The sequence below is a fragment of the Gemmatimonadaceae bacterium genome, from assembly GCA_036003045.1.
Taxonomy (GTDB): Bacteria; Gemmatimonadota; Gemmatimonadetes; order Gemmatimonadales; family Gemmatimonadaceae; genus JAQBQB01.
The window spans coordinates 76894-94365 of the sequence record DASYSS010000052.1; the positions used below are offsets into that span (position 1 = coordinate 76894).

Consider the following 17472-nt stretch of genomic DNA (forward strand, 5'->3'; position numbering starts at 1 on the left):
TCAGCGGCGCGGCCGAGTGCCGCTCGGAACTGAAGGTGCGCCGGGCCGGGTACCGCTGGGGACCGATGGCGATCCGGGGGGTCGCGTTCCGCTCGGGACTGACGAGGGCGGAACGGGAGGCACGGCCGGTCTCACTCCGCTCGTTGCGGGCGGCATTCCGGGGCGAGTCCCGCTCGGCACGGACGGCGCACCGGGAGAGGCTGCCGCCGCGACCGACGGTGCGCTCGGCACGGCAGCTTCGCCGGTCGCGGGGGTCGTTACCTTCGCCTCGGGGACGAAGACGTCCACTGAGAAGCTGAACGAGCGCTGCTCGCCCGGCTCGAGCGCGCCGACGTTGACCACCTGTCGCGCGACCTCCTCGCCCTTTTCGTTCTTGATGGAAACGAGGACCGAGTACTCCCACGCCTGACCGACGTTGGGATGCTTCACCGCGCCCTCGAGGGACAGCGCGGAAAAGCTCGGCGCGGGGTTTGCCGCCGCGCCGGGCTCGAACTTCAGATGCTTCCTACACGCCGGGCAACTGCTCGCGCTCTGAAGAATTACTGCCCGGCAATGCGGGCAAAGGCGAGTTGCCCCCGCCGGCGTTCGGAACGTGCTCACTAGAGCGTGCCTGTCCCCAGCTTGAGAGCGGGTTTCGACACAACCTCGTCACCCCAGCCGAATTCCGAGCGTCCGCGCATGCGCGAGCCGGCGGCGACGGTGAGCGTGCCAGCCTTGAGGTCTCCGTTCAGGACACCCGTCTCCTGAAGCTCGACGCGCTGGGCGCTCTCGATGTTGCCCTCGACCTCACCGGCGATGACGACGGCGTTGGCTCGCACGCTTCCGGTGAGCTTGGCGCCGGCTTCGATCGTGAGGTCACCCTGGATGCTGACGTCACCCTTGAAGCGACCGGCGAGGCGCACGTTGCCGGCGCCCTCGATCTTGCCCTCAATGGTGATGTCGGCTGCAATCATGGATTCACGCGCCTCGCGCGCGGGACGGCGCATCGAGCTTGAATTAAACGAGTTGTCCATGGAGGAGTCGGGCTCTCTTCGGAAAGCTGGTTCTGGGGCGGCGGGGGCAGGAGTCATCGGGGCGTCCTTTTTCGGTGAAGTTGCGTCCTTCCAAATCGCCATTGCTCGGGGCTCCTCTAGAGATGCGGAATTGCGTGCAGAGGAATACTTGCCGATGGACGCGCCCGCCGTCAGGTGCGTCACACGAATGTGGATTTTCTTCGACAAACCCCGGTCGGGCCCGCTACGGCAATGGTGTTTCGCCCCCCGGGATCGACAATGTAGCCGTGGTACCGCGTGCAAGCCGGACCGTCCCCGACCAAGCTCGCGGCTCACGCTCCAAGCTCTTGCTCAAGGCTAGGCTCGCTTCGCAGGTCGAGGCAACGCTGATGCGCTATAGCCTCGGCTTTGTCTTTCTCGGCGCCTTGCCGCAGTTCAGCGGCCAATTCGCCGGCCACGTCCCTGGCGAGCGATCGCGCGCGATGAAGTCGGGATCCTCCGACGCCAAGTACACGAGCATCGCGGCCAACGTCGCGTTGTGCTTGAGATCGTCGAACGCAATCTTGTCGTACGTGTCGCGGTTGGTGTGCCACGTATACGTACCGTAATTCCAACCCACCGCGCCGAGTCCGAACGACGGCGTGCCCTTGCAGGCGAACACGGCGCCGTCCGTGCCGCCGGGATTTCCGGTCGGGACGTCGTTGAAGCTCCACGACACCACGTTGGGGCTCGTGCTGTCGGTGAAGAAGCTCGGCAGCTTCTCGTACCAGGCCTTGAGATGGTGGCCGATGTCGCTCAGTCCCGACGACGACACGCCCTGAATGCGGCCCGTGCCGTTGTCCTGGTTGAAGAGCGCCTGGAGACCCTTCATCACCTCGGGGTGGTCTTCGGTGAACGCGGTCGAGCCGTTGAGTCCCTGTTCTTCGCTGGCCCAATGGCCGACGATGATCGTTCGCTTCGGGTGCGGATAGGCCGTTTTCAGAATCCTCATTGCTTCCATGGCCATCATCGTACCCGTGCCATTATCCGTCGCACCGGACGAGCCGTCCCACGAGTCGAAGTGCGCCGAGAGCATAACGTATTCGTTCGGCTTCTCCGTGCCCTTGATCGTGCCGACCGTGTTGAACACCGGCTGCTCGCCGAGCAGCTGCGCGTCGAGGTCGAGGCGGACCTTCGGCTTCTGATTGTTCTCGGCGAGGCGATAGAGCAGCCCGTAGTCCTCGCAGGTGAGCGTGACCGCGGGCGCGATCTTGTTGTACGACTCGAAGACCTCGATGGTCCCCCAGCCGCCGGAACCGGTTCCAGGAGCGCCGCCGCGACCGCCGCCGCGGCCTTCGCCGGCGTTGCCCGCCTGCACGATGCCGCCCGCGGTGACCGATGCGCCGGGGCCGCCGCCGCCGCGTGCGGTCGCCGGACCCGGAGTCAGATTTCCGCGACCGCCTCGTCCTCCGCGGCCGTTGTCCGCCACCGGGAACGGGTTCGGGAATCCGGAGAACTTCGTGCGCGACGTGATCATCCCCGCGACGCCCGCCTTCTCGAGACGCATGCCGAGCGTGCCGGTGCCGAGCGCCAGCGAGTAGCCGGTGCCGCGATAGAGCTTCGTGCTGTCGGAGCTCGCCGCCCAGTCGCGCTGCATCTCGGCGATGAGCGTGTCCATGCGCGCCATCGATTCGGGCGTGGACCAGCGGTACCAGTCTTCGCTGGGCCGACACGTTGGCCACGCGGGCGAGAGCATGACGATCTTGCCGCGTGCCTTCGGGAGCCATTTCACGAATTCGGTGCTGTCGGCGAACTTCGGGAGCACGACCACCGGCGCCGTCACGGGGCGCCCGTTCGTGCCGGGACTCCAGGCCAACATCATCCCCTCGAGCGAGCGCACGCGCGGCGACACGAGGTCGATATGCGAGACGCCGCGCCGCCAGCCGCGCCACGTTCCGTAAGGCTCTCGCTTCGCTTCGATGCCCCACGACTTGTACATGTTGATGACCCAATTGCTCGCGGCCTTGATGCCGGGGCCGCCGGTGAGACGCGGGCCGATGGAGTCGAAGAGGGTCTGCGACAGCTTCTGGACGTGCGAGCTGTCCATGCCGAGTCGCCAGATGCGCTGAAGCGTGGCGTCGTCGGTGGGGAAGTGGGGAGGAGGCGCGGTCTGCGCGGCGGCGGAAGCGGCGAGCGCGACGCTTGCCAACGAGGACCGAAGGAGGAGGCGACGGAGAGCCATGGCTGGACTGAGGGAAACGGGGGAACTGAACAAAAACAAAAAGCACCGGGCGGCGAAAGTCTCGCCGCCCGGCGCCATGCATTTTTCAGCTCGAAGCGAGCCTAGCCTCGAGCGGCAAGCTATCCAGCAGAAGCTTCGAGCTGATTTCGTTACGGCGTGGTCTTGGTCAGACCCGTCACCATCCCCTCGGTATTGTGCGCGAAACGGATGCCGTACACGCCGTCGAGCGACTTGAGCTTGCCGGGTCCGACGAGATCGGCCTTGCTGTACGTGCCGACGACCGTGCCGTTCACCGAGCAGGTCACTTTGTCGCCCTTCACCGACATCGCGATATCCTGCGTGACTTTCTCGCCCTTGGCCGCGGCCTTGTGGATCGCCGCGTTCGGCTCACCCTCGCCGCCGTTCATCTGGAACGGGGCGGGGCCGAAACCGCGCACGATGAATTTCCCGCTGCCGTACGTAGCGCAGTAGAGGTACGTCGCCTGGGCCGTCCCCATGTCGTTCCCACCGATGGCAATGCCGTACGGATGATCGTGGCTGTTCAGATTCATGAATTGCGGTTCGGTGAACGTCGCCTTGATGGTGTAATCGCCCGACGCCGTGTTGGCGGGGTTCCAGTACACGATCTGCGGACCGGTCACGATGTGCAGCGCATCGCCTTCCTTGGTGAGCTTCGCGCTCTCCACCGTCAACCCGCGTCGCGACTGGCTCGGGTCCACCTGGCCCATCCAACCGGGTACGGAGATTCCCCCTCCGGCGACTGCCTTGGAGGCGTCCATTGCTTGGCCCTGCGCCACGCCGATCCACGGCACGAGCGCGAGAGCGGCGGTGAGGGCGGTGGGAACGAATGCGCGGCGCATGGTCTGTCCTCTCGAGTGGTGTGAGGTGAACGGCCTAACTATACCCGGCGGACACCGGGCAAGGCCACGCCTCTACACCACCCTTACCAGGCCGCAGGTCCCCCTTGAGTCGAGAGCGTGATGACCATCACTTTGGAACCGACGAATTCAACCATTCCCCCCGTCGACCCTGTGATGACTCGACTCGTTCGTCCCGCGCTCGCGATCACCCTCATCTCGAGCCTCGTCACCACCGCCCGCTCGCAAACCAGCGACGTGAACCTGCTCCACTGGCGAGCCATTGGTCCGACGCGCGCCGGTCGTGCGCGCGCCCTGGCGGGCGTGCCCTCACAGCCCAACGTCTTCTACGCCGGCTTCGACAACGGCGGAGTGTGGCGATCCACCGACTACGGCTCGACGTGGCTGCCGCTCTTCGACAGCCAGCCGACCGGATCGATCGGCGCCATCGGCGTCGCGGCGTCCGATCCCAACGTCATTTACGTCGGCAGCGGCGCGGGCATCATCCGCCCCGACCTCGCCATCGGCGACGGCATCTACAAATCCACCGACGGCGGCAAGACGTGGACGCACCTCGGTCTTCGCGACAGCCAGATGATCGCGATGATCGACGTCGACCCGACGAACCCGAACCGCCTCTTCGTCGCCGCACTGGGGCACCCGTACGGACCCAACGCCGAGCGCGGAATCTTCCGCTCGACCGACGGCGGACAGACGTTCCAGAAAGTCCTATATAAGGATGAATACACGAGCGGCAACGACGTCCGGATCGACCCGGCGAACGTGAACATCGTCTACGCGACGCTCTGGCAGCAGCAGCAAAGCTTCATCGAGGGCGGCGGTTTTGGCGGCGCAGGCACAGGCCTCTACAAATCAATCGACGGTGGCACCACGTGGAAGCCGCTCACCGACGGACTGCCGCAGGTCATCCAGGCGAACCTCGCGATCGCGCCGAGCAACTCGCGGACGATCTACGCAACCATCGCCGGCGATTTCGGGACGGGCGGTGGCGGGCGAGCGGGTCCGGCGAACATCACGGGCACGGTTGCTTTCTACAGATCGACTGACGCTGGCGAACATTGGGCGCCGGTGCTCAATCCAGGTCTCACCGGCGGCGGCCGCGGCGGCGGGCGAGGCGGTGGCGGTCTGCAGCAAGATCCTCGTCCCCTCGCGCGCATCGGCGGCGGCGATCTGCCGACGCTCGCTGTGGACTCCAAGAACGAGAACGTCGTCTACAGCGCGTCCACCGTTCTATGGCGAACGGAAGACGGCGGCGTCACTTGGTCCGCCGTGCGCGGCGCGCCGGGCGGCGACGACTATCAGAAGATCTGGGTCAACCCTAACAACCCGAGCATTCTGCTCGTCGTTTCGGACCAAGGCGCCGTGATCTCGGCGAACCGCGGTCTCTCGTGGAGCAACTGGTACACGCAGCCGACGGCGGCGATGTACCACGTCTCGACCGACAACTCGTTCCCCTATCGCGTCTGCAGCGGCCAGCAGGATTCCGGCTCGGCGTGCGTCGACAGCCGAGGAAACGACGGCGAGATCACCTTCCACGACTGGCATCCGGTGAACATCCAGGAGTACGGCGAGGCCGCGCCGGACCCGAAGGACCCGGACATGGTGTACGGCAGCCAGCGCACCGGGGTCTCGCTGTACAACCGCAAAACGGGACAGACGTCGGCCGTGGGCCCAAGCGCCGAGCAGCGCGGACTGCCGCGCGTGGATGAAAATGGCGTGGTCCTCGCGGCGGAGTTCGGACGCAACGTGCGCACGATGCCGATCGAGTGGTCGCCTGTCGATCACGCGACGCTATTCTATGCGTCGAACGCCGTGTTCAAATCGGTGGACCACGCGCACAGCTGGACGCGGATTAGCGGCGATCTTACTCGGCAAACCTGGGAGCCGCCGGCGAGCGCTGGGAAATACTCCGCCATCGTCAAGCCGGCGCCGTTGGGAAGCATCACAGCGCTCTCGCCTTCGCCGCGCGACATCAAGACGATCTGGACCGGATCCGACGACGGCGTGATTCAGGTGACGACGGACGGCGGCGCAACGTGGAAAAACGTGACGCCGGCCGCGATCAAGCCGTGGACCCGCATCTTCAACATCGAGGCGGGTCACTTCGATGGATCGACCGCGTACGCCGCGGCGAACACGCTGCGCATCGACGACGCCAACCCGCATTTCTGGCGCACGCACGACGGCGGCAAGACGTGGACTGAGATCAACACTGGAATCGCCGGCGGCGCCGCGGCGAACTCGATCCGCGAGGACCCTCGAAAAAAGGGGCTGCTCTACGCCGCGACCGACGTGCAGGTGTGGGTGTCGTTCGACGACGGCGATCATTGGCAATCCCTCCGCTTCAACATGCCGGCGATCTCGGTGCGCGATCTCGAGCTCAAGGACGACAGCACGTGCCTGTGCGCCGATCTCGTCGCGGGCACGCACGGCCGCGGCTTCTGGATTCTCGACGACGTGACGCCACTGCGGCAGCAAGCCGAGGCGCGAGCGGCGCAAAACGCGCGGGCGGCATTTCTGTTCAAGCCGGCGACCGCGATTCGCGTTCGGTATGGAATGAACGACCCGACGCCCTGGCCGCCGGAATGGCCGGCGGGTGAGAACCCGATGCCTGGCGGCATCATCGACTACAACCTCGCGGACAACGCGTCCGCGCCGGTGACGCTCGAGATCCTCGAGGGAACCAAGGTCATCCGGCACTACTCGAGCGCCGACCCGGTGATGAACCCGCACCCGGCGCTCGATCCGGAAGCCTACGATCAGATTTGTCGCAAGACCCCGTCGGCGCCGGACTGCGCGCTTCCATTGTACTGGCCCGGCGCGCCGATCGTGTTGTCACAGCGCGCCGGATTCCACCGCTTCTCGTGGGATCTGAAGCTGGATCCGATCGGGGCCGGCGGTGGGGGCGGAGGAGGCGGCGCCGGCGGCGCGGTGCCGCACCACACGTACCCCTCGGTCGCTTCGCCCTGGGCGCCGCCGGGGAATTACACCGTGCGGCTCACCGTCGACGGCAAGCAATACACGCAGCCGATCACGGTGCGTCTGGATCCGCGAGTCAAGACGCCGGCCGTCGCGCTGGCACAGCTCACGTCGATGACGCGCGAGATGTACAACGGCGCGGAAGCGGCGCGCGCGGCGTACGAGCAGGCGCGCGCGTTGTCGGCGAAGCTCGAGAGCGCGGGCGGCGATGACGCGGCCGCGTTCAAGCGCGAAGTCGATTCGCTCGCGCCGCCGGCGCCGACGGGTGGACGTGGCGGCGGTCGCGGGGGCGGAGGTGGCGGCCGCGGCGGACGCGGTGGCGCGCCGGAAGCGCACAATCTCGAGACGGTGATGGCGTCGCAAATGGCGGCCGCGATGGCGATGCAATCCGCCGAGGTCGCTCCGACGGCGTCTCAGATCGCGGCGGTTACAAAGGCGCGCGGTGACGCGGTCGCGGTGATGAAGCGCTGGACGACGCTCAAGACGACCGGTCTGGCGGCACTCAACGCGAAACGGAAAAAAGCGGGACAGAGCACGATCGACCTGCCCGCCGCGGAATAAGCGGCGTCCGGAGGCACCAATGCCGAACTACGACAGCGGCCCGATTCGCGATCACGCCGTGGTCGCGCACGACGCTTGGGTCGAGGCTCGCCTCGATCTCCTGCGGCGCGAAAAGGAGTTCTCGAAAGCCCGAGACGAGATCGCGCGCGCGCGCCGCGCGTTGCCGTGGGAGAGGGTCACCAAAGCGTACGCGTTCGACGGTCCTCACCCCAAGGGGCGACGAACCTTGGCCGATCTATTCGACGGACGGCGACAACTCGTCGTCTACCACTTCATGTTCGATCCGTCGTGGAAGGAGGGATGCGCGCATTGTTCGTTCTGGGCGGACAGTTTCAACGCGCTCGGCGACGGCTCGCACCTCAACCATCGCGACACCACCTTCGTCGCCATTTCCCGCGCTCCGCTCGACAAGCTCGACGCGTTCAAGAAGCGAATGGGCTGGTCGTTCAAGTGGGTCTCGTCGTCGCCGAGCGATTTCAACTTTGATTACGGCGTGTCGTTCACGCCGGATGAGCAATCGCACGCGACGGGCGTGTACAACTACACGCCCGTCGAGAGCGGGAGCGAGCGCGAAGGAGCGAGCGTCTTCTACCAGGACGACCACGGAGACATCTACCACACCTACTCGACCTACGCGCGCGGGATCGACCTGCTGAACGTCACGTACAATTTTCTCGACCTCACGCCAAAGGGGCGCGACGAGGCCCACTTGTCCGACTCACAGGCGTGGGTTCGGCACCACGACAAGTACAACAACTCATGACAGGGTCGGGCGACAATCTTGGCGGCAGGATCGTCGCCGTGAGTCGAAGCGAGACGCACTCGTTCGCAAAGGCGACCCGCGACGAGGTGCGCCTGGTCGAGGGGTTCGGCGTCGAGGGAGACGCGCATGGCGGCGCGACGGTCAAGCATCGCTCTCGCGTCTCGCGTGACCCGACTCATCCCAACCTGCGACAGGTGCACCTCATTCACGCCGAACTGCTGGACGAACTGTCTGCCGCCGGCTTCGACGTGCCCGCCGGGGCACTCGGCGAGAATTTGACGACGCGCGGCATCCGCCTTCTCGAATTGCCGACCGGTTCTCGTCTGCGCATCGGGGACGAAGCGGTCATCGAGCTCACGGGGCTGCGCAATCCGTGCGTCCAGATCGACCGGTTCAAGTCAGGACTGCTGGCGAAGGTCGTCGCGCGGAGCGACGCGGGCGAGCCGGTCCGCCGCGCGGGCGTGATGAGCGTCGTCGTCGTGGGTGGACTCGTGCGAGCGGGCGACGCCGTCGTCGCCGAGCTGCCGCCGGAACCTCATCGGCCGCTGGAGCCGGTATGAGCAACAAGGTCGCGGCGACGCAGGTGGCGTGGCTGGCCGACGTCGACACCCCGATCGGCGAGATGATCGCCGGCGCGACGGACACGCACCTCGTACTTCTCGAGTTCGCGCGGCGGCGAACGCTGGACGCGCAGTTGGAGCGCCTCACGCGCATGACGGGGTTCATGCTCGAGCGCGGTGAGTCGCGCATCGTGCGCGACCTTGGGCGCGAGCTCGGCGAATATTTTGGCGGCGAGCGCAAGGAGTTCAGCATTCCCATCGACGCGCGCGGCACTCCCTTTCAGATGCGCGTGTGGACAGCGCTTCGCCAAATCCCGACCGGAACCACGACCAGCTACGGACGCTTGGCGATGTCGCTCGGTCAAGCGTCGGCGACGCGCGCGGTGGCGCGAGCGAACGGCGACAATCCGATCGCGATCCTGATCCCCTGTCATCGAGTGATCGGCTCCGACGGATCGCTGACCGGATACGGCGGTGGGCTGTGGCGAAAAAAGAAACTGCTCGAGCTCGAGGCGCGCGCCGAAGCCCTTCGCCTGCCCGGGTTCTGACCCGTCACGAAACGACGAACGGCCCGCCGTGACCGAGTCACGGCGGGCCGCACTTGTCGTGTGGATTCGCCGTGCTACTTCTTGCGGCGGCGGATCCAGGCCGCCACGCCAACCACGGCGGCTCCGGTTGCGACCAGTGTAATCGTCGCCGGTTCCGGCGTCGTGACCGGGACGCCGCCGGCGTACGCCGGCGCGGCCGTGACGACAAGCAGTACCAACGCCCGTGCGATGTTCTTCATGCCGTCCTCCGATGGAGATATGCCAACGACAGAGCCACGCCAAGAATTTCTGAGCGCGTTACTTCTTGCGCCGACGGACCCACGCCGCCACGCCAACCACGGCCGCTCCGGTCGCGACCAGCGTGATCGTCGCCGGCTCCGGAGTGGTGGTGATCGTGCCGGCGTGCGCCGGTACGGCGGCGACGACGAGCAGCGCCAGCGCCCGTGCGATGTTCTTCATGCCTTCCTCCAATGAGAAAACGCTAACGCCAGAAATCTTGCGGCGAGCCCCGCCGTTGGCGGCCGCGCCGAGCTGTCTGTACGCTGAGAATGGAACGGTCTGCATGGAGCGTCAAGCCGCGCGCCCGCTGTAACGAAACGTTACTGCGCCGGACCCAGCGCCGGATTTCTATTGAAGTAGCCCACCGGCACGAGGCTGAAGCCGGCGGTCTGCACCGGCATCACCGGCCAGTCCTCCGGACGAGGGACGTGCGTGACGCCGACGGTGTACCAGAGCACGACGTCGGTATCGAGGACCGATCGGCCGCCGCGTGTCCATCGGGCGAGCCCGTCGCCGCCGCGCGATTGATTCGGATAGTCGCCGGCCGACCATCGCTCGGAGTCCACTTGGGGCGTAACCCACAGTGGCGCGCCTAGAAAGCCGGCGCGGCGGCGAATCGCGCTGGCCGAGTCCGCCATCGAGAGAACGATCTCGCCGGGAACGAGCTCGTACCCTGTCGGGCCGCCGAGCCCGTTTCGCTTGCCCGAATTCGAGATGAGCCAGCCCGCGGGAGAACCGACCGCGCTCCCGTCGATCGCCTCGCGCTCGGTCGACCAGGTTCGTGCGTGCGTGGCGAAGCCACCGCCGCGACCCGCCGTGGACAACGGATGAGTCGCCAGGTCCTCGACTCGATTGGGCGACGCGCCGTCGACGTCGAGATCGAGTCGGTAGTTGAAGAAGTGTTGATGGTTCACCGCCGCGATTCCCGCCGCCACCTGTTCGGCGAGCGAGTCGGAAACCGCGGCGGCCTTGGGAGCCATCACGCCCGTGAGCAGAACTCGGTGGCCGATCGTTCCGTCTTCTCGAAAGATCCACTCGAAACCATAGTCGTAGTTGCCGAGCCGGCTCTCGGAAAACACGACGAGTTCGCGAGCGCGAGCGCCCGCTCCGCCGTGTCTCCACGCGATACCTCCATCCCGCTCGTACACGGCGATCGCGCGTGGCACGTGCCGAGGCGCGCCGGAGGGGTCCGCGAACGCGGCGTCGATGAAGTTGCTGCCCGCGGGGCAATCGAGGCCCGGCGCAAGCATCGAAACGGCGGTGCCGATTCCGAGCTCGCCCACGTCGAACGTGTTCCGGAAGTACCACGCTGCGGCGGGATCGCCGTACGGCACGACCATCTCCGACAGCGAGGCGCGGTAGATGACGCTGCGCACGCCGGTGCCGTCGTCGAAGCCGACGCCGTAGAGCACGAGCCCTTCGCGCGGCCGTACTCCGGCGTGAAGGCGCCAACGTCCCCACGTGATCGCATGGCCGTTCACGTCGATGTCCGCCGAGCGCGCCGAGGATTCTTCGCGCGCCGAGAGCCGCGGGCCGCGCGTCGCCGGACGGGGAAGGGGCTGCCACGCGTCACGCTCGCTCGCGGCGGTGGGCGTCGCGACGCTCCCGGAATCGTGGACGTCGAGCACGCGGCGACCGGCGACGTCGACCAGCACGACGAGTCCTTCCACCGGACGCGAGAACTCGTTCGGCGATGCCGCGCGCACGACCGTGAGCGCGCGCACCAGCCGACCGCGAGCCGGATCTTCGTTTCCCTCCGCGAAGTTCCCCGCGGTCCAAGCCATCACGGCGACATCGTTCGGTGAGAGGCCGCGCCTGGCCAGCGCTTGGCGCCACGCGCCATTGCCGCGCGTCACCGATTCGGCGACGTCGGCGTCCACGCCGTCGAGATGCGGCTCGACGCCGGGCACGTCGCGCGTGCTCTCGAGCGTCCGATCGTCGACGTTGACGACGGCTTCACTCGTCGAGTTGCGCGCCGGGTCGTACAGCACGACGAACGCCTTTCGTGGCTCGGGCGCGTTTTGAAGGACAACCCGCTTGGAAGGCTCGAGCAGATCGATCGTGCTCACGCGGCGCGAGCCCCCCCCGCCGAGGAGCGAATGCGCGTCGAGCACCGCGCGCACGCGGTCGATCTCGCCGGTCGTGAGTGGATCGAGCGCGTGTCGCGAGGCGGCGATGTTCTGCCGGCATCCCACGAACGCGACGATCAGAATCGGGAGAGCAGCCGCAACGGAGCGAAGTTGCATCGAGGGCATGATAGTGCAGCCGGCCGTCGCGCGGTGCTATACTCTGGCGCGATGACGGACACCGAAGCCGGCGCGCCCCCGCCACCTGTTTCGCGCCAGGTCGAAACGACGCCGCGGAACGGCTCGGGCCCCCGGACGGCCGGAACGATCGCGTGGGCCGGTCCTTTCGTCGTCTTCGCGGCGTGGCTGCTGCTCGACACGCACATTCCGCTCGCGAATCCGTGGAAGGAGATCGCCCGCGACGCCGTTCTCGCCGCGTCGATACTGATTTTCTCGCGACGAGTCCTTCCGAGATCGGCGCCACACTGGAGAACGAGCGTGGCGATCGGCGTCGGCGTGTGCGCGCTCTGGGTGGCGCCCGATCTATTGATCCCCGGATGGCGGTCGAGCGTCGTCTTTCAGAACGGAATCCTGGGCCGCGTCACCATCTCGATCGATCCGCGAGAGCTGACACCGCTCATGCTCGCGCTCCGGACGATGCGCGCTGCCCTGCTCGTCCCTGTGCTCGAGGAGCTGTTCTGGCGCGGCTGGCTCCCGCGATGGCTTCAGGACCCGCAGTTCAATCGCGTTCCGCTCGGCCAGTACTCCTCGCTCGCGTTTTGGGCGACGGCCGTGCTCTTCGCCGCCGAGCACGGGCCGTTCTGGGAGGTGGGACTCGTCACAGGCTTGGTCTACAACTGGTGGATGCGCCGCACGCGGTCGTTGGGAGACCTGATGGTCTGCCACGCCACGACCAACCTCGCGCTCTCGGTGTTCGTGATCGTAACGCAGCGGTGGGGGTTCTGGATGTGAGCCGGGGACGCGAGGTACTTTGGACGCGCGAAGGACGGTAGCGCCTCTTAACTCCTCCCACTGGAGCCGCGTATGGCGACGCACATCAAGGTCCTTGCTTGGCTGCACATCGTGTTCGGATTGTTCGGCGCATTCACCGCCGTCGTCGTGCTTGGTGGAACCATGTTCGGCGCCGCGTTCGCCGGCAGTTTAAAGGACTCGGCAATCGTCGGTTTGGCGGGCGGATTCGCGGCCGTCTTCCTCGGCGCGATGGCGGCGTTTCAGTTGATCGCCGGCTGGGGACTACTGCGTCGTATGCCGTGGGCGCGGATCCTCATGATCGTCCTGGGCGTGATCTCGCTGATCCGATTCCCATTCGGAACCGCGCTCGGCATCTACACGCTGTGGGTGTTGCTGAGCAAAGAGGGCGCGGCACAATTCGGGGTGACGTCGGCGTAAGGGCGGTCACGAGCCGCGCGTTGTTGTTCGAGGTGATGAGCATTTCAACGCCGATGCCGCAGATTTCAAAACAGCACTGCCGCAGTAACAACAGAGGCTTTTGTTGTTATCTGCGGCACTCGCTTTTCAGATCTGCATCATCTGCGTCAAGTAGTCGTGGCGGTACTCGTGAGTCGCCACCGCTACTCCGACCAGTCGTGTCGCTCCCGCTATTCCGACCTCAGGGCGACGTTCGGGTCGACCTTTGACGCTCGCAGCGCGGGCAGCCAACTGGCGGCGATTGCGGTCGCGAGCAGGACGAGCACTACGGCGCCGAACACGATCGGATCCGTCGGCGAAACGTCGAAGAGCAGAGGCTTGACCCACCGCGCCGCGTAGAGCGCCGCGGCCGCGCCGATCACGACGCCGGCGACCGCCAGGCGAAGTCCGTCGGTCACGACGAGGCGAATCAGATCCGCGGCCTGCGCTCCGATCGCGACGCGCACTCCGAGCTCGTGCGTGCGCTGCGCGACGTTGTACGCGATGACGCTGTACAAGCCGATCGCCGCGAGCGCGAGCGCGAGGACGCCGAACGCGACGAACATCGTCGCGCCGAGGTGCCACGACCGCGTTTCGCCGCCGATGACCTTTTCCATCGGCGTCGTCGTGACGTACGACGCGCCCGGCATCTCGCGCTGCAATCGCCGGCGGATGCCGTCGGCAGCCTGCGCGGCGCTGCCGTTCACACGCACGAACAGGCCGGTCTGGTCCGGGTGGAACTGTGCCGCGGGCAAATAGTAGTTGTACAGCGCCGAGTCGACGCCGAGACTGCGTTGCTTGATGTTCTCGGCGACGCCGACCACATAGGTGCAGGGCATCGTATCCGCCGTGACGCGGATGCATTGGCCGATCGGATCCTTGCCCGGCCAGAGCGTCTGGCCCATGCCTTCGCTCACCACCATCGTGCGCGGCGCATGGTCGACGTCCTGCGGTCCGATGCCTCGCCCGCGGAGAATGCGCGTACCGAACGTGGCGAAGAAATCCGGTGACACGGCGTTGAGGTTGAACTGGCCGAGCTTCCCGACGGTGTCGATCCCTTGGACGTAAAGTCCGATGCTCCACGTGCTCCAGAACGGCACGGAGACCTGCGCGCTCACGTGCGTCACGCCGGGAATCGTCGTCGCGGCTTGGAGCAGCCGCTGCCGAAGCCCAATCGCCGCCACGCTGTCCAATTTTTCGCCGCGCATGTTCAGGTCGACGAGTAGCACCGGGTCGACGTCGTAGCCGAGCTTGACGCCGTTGACGTTCTTGAGGCTGCGCACGAAAAGTCCCGCGCCGACGAGCAGTACAACCGACAGCGCGCCTTGCAGCACGAGCAGCGCGGTTCTCGCGCGCGAGCGATGCAGCGTTCCCTCGCGCGAGCCGGATTTGAGATCCGACGTCAGATCGGTACGGCCGGCCTGGAGGATCGGCGCGAGCCCGGTGAGCAGCCCCACACCGACGGCCACGCCGAGCGCGAAGAGCACCGTCCGGGGATCGCGAAGCCCGGCGGGCGCTTCGCTCTGATCGAGCACGACGGCGCGCAACACCGCGCCGCCCCAATGCGCGACGAACAGTCCCATCACACCGCCAAGCAGCGCGAGGAGAAGCGTCTCCGTCAGCAGTTGAGAGACAAGCCGTGCTCGGCCGACACCGAGCGCGAGACGCAACGCGATCTCACGCCGCCTGCGGAGCGCCCGGGCGAGCAACAGGTTTGCGACGTTGGCGCAGGCGATGAGAAGCACGATCAACGACACGCCGCCGACCCACGTCGCAACCTTGGCGACCGGCGACTCGTTCGGCCCGCGCTCCGCGATGATCGAGCCCGCGATGGCGCGCGGACGGGCGAGCGCCAGTGGCGTCGACCGCGTCTGCTCGACGAGTTGCGACTGATAGCTCTTGACCGCCGCTTGCGTGAGATCGGCGTTGGCGCGCGCCAAGGACACACCGGGCTTCCGTCGCGCCATCACGGAAAGCCAACCCCAGCTGTAGGTCTTCCACCAGCTCGTCCTGAGGTTCGGGTTGTTCTTCCCCTGGGCCGCACCGAAGGTCGTGATCGGGATGAAATAGGCCGGCGGTTGATCCGCCCACAGACCGACGAAGCCGGGCGGCGCCACGCCGATGATCGTGTAGACGACCGATGCGATCTGAACTTTCGAGCCGAGCACATCGCGACGCCCGCCATATTGGGTCTGCCACATCGCGTCGCTGACGACGGCGACCGGCGAGCCGTCGGGAATCGAGTCTTCGGCGGCCGTGAAGTACCGGCCCAGCGCAGGGGGCGCGTCGAAGAAGCCGAAAAAGTTGGAGCTGACGACGCCGACACTCATTTCGCGCGCCGATTCCCCGACGCCGACAGCGAGGCGCCGGAACGCGTAGCCGGCGACGCTCGAGAACGAGGTCGTCCACCGCTCGAAATCCTTGTAGCGCGCGTACTGTCCTCCGAAACCCACCCGTTCCTTGCCGCGGAAGGTGGAGTATCCGTATACGCGATGAGCCGTGGCCGGATCGCGGAGGAGATTTGGCGGGCGGAAGAGCAGGCGGTCGACGATGCCGAACATCGCCGCGTTGGCGCCGATCCCGAGGCCGATCGTACTGACGACCGCGATGGCGAAGGCCGGTTTGAGCCGCAGACCGCGCGCGGCGTACTTCAGGTCTTGGCGGAGGCTCTCGAAGGTCATGCGTATCTGACACGCCGGACTGCGCGAGCGTTGCGCCGCCGGTGTGCGGACGGGTAGGTTGGCGGAACCCGGTCACAGGTCACCGGTCACCGGTCCCTCCTCTTAGACACAAATCCTTCTATGCGCGCCCGATTTCCATTGCTTGGCGCTATTTGCGCGACCGTTGGCATCGCGGGCCTCGTCGGCGCCCAAGCGCCGCGCGACTCGAACATGGCGCGCGCCCTGCGCGTTCTTCGTGCCTCACCCGTCATGGACGGGCACAACGATTTGCCATGGCGCATTCGCGAAGACTCGCTCCATCCGATGGACGTCGAGGCGTACGATCTGCGCAAGCGGACTCCGGGCATGACCGATCTCGCGCGACTCTCCGCGGGGCACGTCGGCGCGCAATTCTGGTCGATCTACACGCCCGGAGAGCCCACGGACCCGGCGTACAAATCGAAGGGAGCGGTGGCGAGCAAGCCCGGCTACGCCCGCGTACAGCTCGAGCAGTTCGACATCGCGAAGCGGGTCATCGCGAAGTATCCGGAGCTCGCGTGGACGCCGAGCGCCGCGCAGGCGAAGACAGCGATGGCCAAGGGAAAGATCGCGTCGCTCCTCGGCCTCGAGGGCGGCCACGCGATCGAGAATTCGCTCCCGGTGCTCCGCCAATACTATGAAATGGGCGCGCGCTACATGACGCTCACGCACAACGTCACCCTCGACTGGGCCGACGCCGCGCTCGACAGCGCGAAACACCACGGGCTCACTCCCTTTGGGCGCGAAGTGGTCCGCGAGATGAACCGACTCGGCATGCTCGTGGATCTGTCCCACGTGTCGCCGGGCACGATGAGCGCGGCGCTCGACGTGACGCAAGCGCCGGTGATCTTCTCGCATTCGGGCGCTCGCGCGCTCGTCGACCACCGGCGCAACGTTCCCGACTCGATTCTCGCGCGCGTGCCGAAGAACGGCGGGGTCGTGATGGTGCCGTTCGTGACGTCGTTCGTGTCGGCCGCGGTCCTCGCCGATGACAATGCGCTCGAGGCGGAGACCGCCGCCGCGACGAAGCGTCATCCTCACGACAGCGTCGCGGTGAAAAAGGACGTCGACGCGTGGCGCGCGGCTCACGTTCGCCCCACGGCGACCATCACCGACGTCGCGAACACCATCGACCACGTTCGCCAAATCGCCGGGGTCGATCACGTCGGGATCGGCAGCGACCTGGACGGCATCACCGAGACCGTCGTCGGCCTCGAGGACGTCTCCAAATTCCCCGCGCTATTCGCCGAACTGGCCCGTCGCGGTTGGACCGACGCGGACCTGGCGAAACTGTCCAACGGAAACGTCCTCCGCGTGCTTGCCGAGGCGGAACGCGTATCGGCGAAGCTCCGCGCGACGACGAAGCCGTCGGAGGCGACGATCGAGGTTCTGGATCGGGCGACGAAGGCAGTGCCTTAGACGGCGGACGGGTGGACGGGTGGACGGGTGGACGGGTGGACGGGTGGACGGGTGGACCGGAACTGCCTGCCTGGACAGA

Annotated in this window: 15 protein-coding genes; 7 read left to right on the forward strand and 8 right to left on the reverse strand. The window is 66.7% G+C overall.

What is annotated here, in order from left to right; all coding sequences use genetic code 11:
* The 4 genes from VGQ44_13885 to VGQ44_13900 all read right to left on the reverse strand — a co-directional run bounded on the left by VGQ44_13885 (window position 1) and on the right by VGQ44_13900 (window position 4073).
* Entirely contained in the window at window positions 1-429 is a 429-nt protein-coding gene (locus VGQ44_13885) for a hypothetical protein (GenBank protein HEV8447916.1), read from the reverse strand.
* Between the two features lie 170 nt (window positions 430-599).
* Window positions 600-986, reverse strand: a complete 387-nt coding sequence (locus VGQ44_13890; GenBank protein ID HEV8447917.1) for a polymer-forming cytoskeletal protein — start codon at window positions 984-986, stop codon at window positions 600-602.
* 400 nt (window positions 987-1386) lie between these two features.
* Window positions 1387-3213 (reverse strand): M20/M25/M40 family metallo-hydrolase, encoded by a 1827-nt coding sequence (locus tag VGQ44_13895; protein HEV8447918.1) that lies wholly within the window; start codon window positions 3211-3213, stop codon window positions 1387-1389.
* Window positions 3214-3362: 149 nt separating this feature from the next.
* Window positions 3363-4073, reverse strand: a complete 711-nt coding sequence (locus VGQ44_13900) for a hypothetical protein (protein ID HEV8447919.1) — start codon at window positions 4071-4073, stop codon at window positions 3363-3365.
* A 120-nt stretch (window positions 4074-4193) separates the two neighbouring features.
* Here VGQ44_13900 and VGQ44_13905 point away from each other — a divergent pair, with 120 nt between their 5' ends.
* The 4 genes from VGQ44_13905 to VGQ44_13920 are packed head-to-tail and all read left to right on the forward strand — an operon-like array spanning window position 4194 to window position 9502.
* Window positions 4194-7631, forward strand: a complete 3438-nt coding sequence (locus tag VGQ44_13905) for a hypothetical protein (GenBank protein HEV8447920.1) — start codon at window positions 4194-4196, stop codon at window positions 7629-7631.
* Window positions 7632-7650: 19 nt separating this feature from the next.
* Window positions 7651-8394, forward strand: coding sequence for a thioredoxin family protein (locus VGQ44_13910; protein ID HEV8447921.1), 744 nt, complete (start codon window positions 7651-7653; stop codon window positions 8392-8394).
* On the forward strand, window positions 8391-8954 hold the full coding sequence (locus VGQ44_13915; GenBank protein HEV8447922.1) for an MOSC domain-containing protein: 564 nt from the start codon (window positions 8391-8393) through the stop codon (window positions 8952-8954). Before VGQ44_13910 ends, VGQ44_13915 begins: the two co-directional genes overlap by 4 nt.
* Window positions 8951-9502, forward strand: a complete 552-nt coding sequence (locus tag VGQ44_13920; protein HEV8447923.1) for a methylated-DNA--[protein]-cysteine S-methyltransferase — start codon at window positions 8951-8953, stop codon at window positions 9500-9502. Before VGQ44_13915 ends, VGQ44_13920 begins: the two co-directional genes overlap by 4 nt.
* A 74-nt stretch (window positions 9503-9576) precedes the next feature.
* Here VGQ44_13920 and VGQ44_13925 read toward each other — a convergent pair whose 3' ends face one another.
* The 3 genes from VGQ44_13925 to VGQ44_13935 all read right to left on the reverse strand — a co-directional run bounded on the left by VGQ44_13925 (window position 9577) and on the right by VGQ44_13935 (window position 12036).
* Complete coding sequence (locus tag VGQ44_13925; GenBank protein HEV8447924.1) at window positions 9577-9741, reverse strand: PEP-CTERM sorting domain-containing protein; 165 nt, start codon at window positions 9739-9741, stop codon at window positions 9577-9579.
* A gap of 58 nt (window positions 9742-9799) precedes the next feature.
* A complete protein-coding gene (locus VGQ44_13930) occupies window positions 9800-9961 on the reverse strand; it encodes a PEP-CTERM sorting domain-containing protein (GenBank protein HEV8447925.1) in 162 nt (53 codons plus the stop codon).
* A 140-nt stretch (window positions 9962-10101) separates the two neighbouring features.
* Window positions 10102-12036, reverse strand: a complete 1935-nt coding sequence (locus VGQ44_13935) for a hypothetical protein (GenBank protein HEV8447926.1) — start codon at window positions 12034-12036, stop codon at window positions 10102-10104.
* A 42-nt stretch (window positions 12037-12078) separates the two neighbouring features.
* Between VGQ44_13935 and VGQ44_13940 the strand changes: the two genes are divergently transcribed.
* Window positions 12079-12819, forward strand: a complete 741-nt coding sequence (locus VGQ44_13940) for a CAAX prenyl protease-related protein (protein ID HEV8447927.1) — start codon at window positions 12079-12081, stop codon at window positions 12817-12819.
* Between the two features lie 72 nt (window positions 12820-12891).
* Window positions 12892-13257, forward strand: a complete 366-nt coding sequence (locus tag VGQ44_13945) for a DUF2127 domain-containing protein (protein ID HEV8447928.1) — start codon at window positions 12892-12894, stop codon at window positions 13255-13257.
* A gap of 209 nt (window positions 13258-13466) precedes the next feature.
* Here VGQ44_13945 and VGQ44_13950 read toward each other — a convergent pair whose 3' ends face one another.
* The gene (locus tag VGQ44_13950; protein ID HEV8447929.1) at window positions 13467-15956 is read right to left on the reverse strand and encodes an ADOP family duplicated permease; all 2490 of its coding nucleotides are present in this window, start codon (window positions 15954-15956) and stop codon (window positions 13467-13469) included.
* 120 nt (window positions 15957-16076) lie between these two features.
* Between VGQ44_13950 and VGQ44_13955 the strand changes: the two genes are divergently transcribed.
* Window positions 16077-17393: a dipeptidase gene (locus VGQ44_13955; protein HEV8447930.1), complete on the forward strand. Its 1317-nt coding sequence runs from the start codon at window positions 16077-16079 to the stop codon at window positions 17391-17393.
* The last annotated feature ends 79 nt before the right edge of the window (window positions 17394-17472 follow it).

Excerpts from the sequence above, each read along its gene's own strand:
- VGQ44_13890 (HEV8447917.1), bottom strand. The coding sequence starts at position 986 with ATGCGCCGTCCCGCGCGCGAGGCGCGTGAATCCATGATTGCAGCCGAC.
- VGQ44_13895 (HEV8447918.1), bottom strand. The coding sequence starts at position 3,213 with ATGGCTCTCCGTCGCCTCCTCCTTCGGTCCTCGTTGGCAAGCGTCGCG.
- VGQ44_13900 (HEV8447919.1), bottom strand. The coding sequence starts at position 4,073 with ATGCGCCGCGCATTCGTTCCCACCGCCCTCACCGCCGCTCTCGCGCTC.
- VGQ44_13905 (HEV8447920.1), top strand. The coding sequence starts at position 4,194 with ATGACCATCACTTTGGAACCGACGAATTCAACCATTCCCCCCGTCGAC.
- VGQ44_13910 (HEV8447921.1), top strand. The coding sequence starts at position 7,651 with ATGCCGAACTACGACAGCGGCCCGATTCGCGATCACGCCGTGGTCGCG.
- VGQ44_13915 (HEV8447922.1), top strand. The coding sequence starts at position 8,391 with ATGACAGGGTCGGGCGACAATCTTGGCGGCAGGATCGTCGCCGTGAGT.
- VGQ44_13920 (HEV8447923.1), top strand. The coding sequence starts at position 8,951 with ATGAGCAACAAGGTCGCGGCGACGCAGGTGGCGTGGCTGGCCGACGTC.
- VGQ44_13925 (HEV8447924.1), bottom strand. The coding sequence starts at position 9,741 with ATGAAGAACATCGCACGGGCGTTGGTACTGCTTGTCGTCACGGCCGCG.
- VGQ44_13930 (HEV8447925.1), bottom strand. The coding sequence starts at position 9,961 with ATGAAGAACATCGCACGGGCGCTGGCGCTGCTCGTCGTCGCCGCCGTA.
- VGQ44_13935 (HEV8447926.1), bottom strand. The coding sequence starts at position 12,036 with ATGCCCTCGATGCAACTTCGCTCCGTTGCGGCTGCTCTCCCGATTCTG.
- VGQ44_13940 (HEV8447927.1), top strand. The coding sequence starts at position 12,079 with ATGACGGACACCGAAGCCGGCGCGCCCCCGCCACCTGTTTCGCGCCAG.
- VGQ44_13945 (HEV8447928.1), top strand. The coding sequence starts at position 12,892 with ATGGCGACGCACATCAAGGTCCTTGCTTGGCTGCACATCGTGTTCGGA.
- VGQ44_13950 (HEV8447929.1), bottom strand. The coding sequence starts at position 15,956 with ATGACCTTCGAGAGCCTCCGCCAAGACCTGAAGTACGCCGCGCGCGGT.
- VGQ44_13955 (HEV8447930.1), top strand. The coding sequence starts at position 16,077 with ATGCGCGCCCGATTTCCATTGCTTGGCGCTATTTGCGCGACCGTTGGC.